This is a genomic window from Variovorax sp. 01T439_2 (genome assembly GCF_056398445.1).
The window spans coordinates 1-2,096 of record NZ_JBFTPJ010000993.1; the positions used below are offsets into that span (position 1 = coordinate 1).

The window sequence follows — 2,096 nt, forward strand, 5'->3', positions numbered from 1 at the left end:
CCAGGTAGTTCTTGACCGTCGTGTCCTGGAACAGGAACTGCAGCGCCGACGTAACGCTGCCGTCGCCCGTGAGCCAGGTCCGCCAGGCGCCGGGATCGTCCTCGTTGCCGGTCAGGTTCCAGCCTGCGTTGCGGAAGGTGGGGCTGCCGGTGAATGCGGCCTGCGTGGTCCAGGACGCGACCACGTCGAGCTGCGCGTCCGACAGGCAGGTGTCGCCCGTGTCGGTTCCGCCGGCGCAGCGCAGCGCAGCCACATTGGCAAGCGCCGGCGTGCAGGCGGCCTGGTTCGACACCACGCCATCGACAAGCCCGTCGAGCCCGTCGCAGGCATCCCGCACATGCTTGCTCAGGAGGGCCGTCTTCGCGGCGCTGAATGCACCGCCGGGCGCGGCCAGCGCCCTGGAGTTGCGGTTGAAGGCGCCCATGAACCCGACCCAGTTGTAGGCCGGTGCGCGCGCGATCACGCCATCGAAGAGGTTGGGTGCGCGCTGCACCGCCATCAAGGCTTCGCGGCCGCCGTTCGAGCAGCCTTCGAAGTACGACTTGGCCGGCAGGGCGCCATAGGCCGCCGCGAGGGTCTCGGTGGCAGTCGACATCACGGTGGGCACCGAGAGGCTGCCGAACAGCTGTGCGGCAAAGGTGTCGGTCAATGCGAAGTCCGCGCTCAGGACATTGCCCTGGTGCCCCGAGTCGCTTGCGACCACGGCATAGCCCAGGCCCAGCGCCGGCACCGAGGGCGGCGTGATCGCGCCGTTGTAGCCGCCGCCGCCCTGGTAGTAGAGCTTGCCGTTCCATGCCTCGGGCAGGGAGATCTGGAAGTTCAGCGCCGGCGCGATCGTGCCGGTGACCTTGCAGTAGACGGGCGCGCCCGCGGCCGCGTCCTGCATGGCGGCCGTGAGCGCGGCGCCGGCCACGGTTTTTCCGTTCAGTTCGCCGCAGGCCTTCTGGGCCGTGACGGCCGGTGCGGGCGGCGGGCTGGCGGGCTGCGCCGCAGGCGGGACCGGAAACAGCACGGGGACCGCGCCGCGGTGATCGGAGCCGCCGCCGCAAGCGGCCAACATCGCTGCGCCGGCAGCCGCCGCGGCAACGGCGTGGAGCTTGGTGCGGGCCCGTGATTCCCTGGAGGAGGAGAAGAAGTGCATGTCTCGATTCCTTTGTCGGTTGTCAGCCTCTGCACCGCAACGACATGGAGCGATGCCTGCGTGATTCTGAAAGGCGAGACCTCGGGCAACTGTTCCGGGACGGACATTCGGGCCACTGATTTCTAAGGAGAAACCCTTCGCTTTCCCACGCTGCACCGCAGGCGGGTCAGGGATACCTGGCAAGCGCCTGCCGGTCCATCACCGTGATGTAGCCGTAGCCCCGCCGGATGAGGCCGGCGCTTTCCAGTTCGGTCAGCGCGGCGTTGACGCGCTGGCGCGAGATGCCGACGAGCGAACCGATCTCCTCCTGGTTGATCCGCAGCGTGGAGTCGGTGTTCGGATAGAGCACCGGATGGAAGAGGCTGGAGATTCCCCGCGCCACGCGCGACGTCGGTTCGAGCAGCCGGTCGAACTTGACCATGGCGATGAACTGCCCGAGCCGCTCGTTCAGATGGGAGAGCATGAAGTGGTTGAACGGAATGCTTCGATCGAGCAGCCAGGAGAACGTGGCCCTCGGCAGATGCACGGTGACGGTCGGCCGCGTCGCCATGACCTCGTACTTGCGCTGCTCGGGTTTCAGCAGCGAGCCCTCGCCGATCCACCCGCTCGACGCAACCCCGGTGAACATGATCAGGCGGCCGTCCACCGTGGTGTCCTGCACACGCAAGAAACCTTCGAGCACGCCGATCCAGCTGTCGGCGGTCTCGTCGCGCCGGCACACATAGGAGTGCGCTTCATGGTGGCGGATGTACAAGGCCTCGAAGGCCTTGGTTCGCTCGGCCTGCGTCAATGCGCGCGGCCAGATGCAGCGCTCGAAGAAGGCGTGGAGATCCTTGAGGGGCAGCATGCGTCACCACCGGGCGGGGCGGGGGCGCTCGGCGCGGGCGAAGAACAAACCGGATCGAACGCGCATCACGAGCATTGCGAATTTCCTTGGGCTGGCGAATCCTATGGC

General features: G+C 67.6%; 3 protein-coding genes. 1 reads left to right on the forward strand and 2 read right to left on the reverse strand.

Translation table 11 applies throughout. From position 1 onward, the window contains the following. The coding region (locus AC1DOC_RS30880) for a tannase/feruloyl esterase family alpha/beta hydrolase (RefSeq protein ID WP_478131246.1) at positions 1 to 1,141 on the reverse strand (1,141 nt) is incomplete at its 3' end. 166 nt (positions 1,142 to 1,307) lie between these two features. After that, complete coding sequence (locus AC1DOC_RS30885) at positions 1,308 to 1,895, reverse strand: Crp/Fnr family transcriptional regulator (RefSeq protein WP_478131247.1); 588 nt, start codon at positions 1,893 to 1,895, stop codon at positions 1,308 to 1,310. Between AC1DOC_RS30885 and AC1DOC_RS30890 the strand changes: the two genes are divergently transcribed. After that, positions 1,878 to 2,096: hypothetical protein (locus tag AC1DOC_RS30890; protein ID WP_478131248.1), on the forward strand; the 219-nt coding region annotated here is incomplete at its 3' end. The two genes, AC1DOC_RS30885 and AC1DOC_RS30890, sit on opposite strands and share 18 nt — an antisense overlap.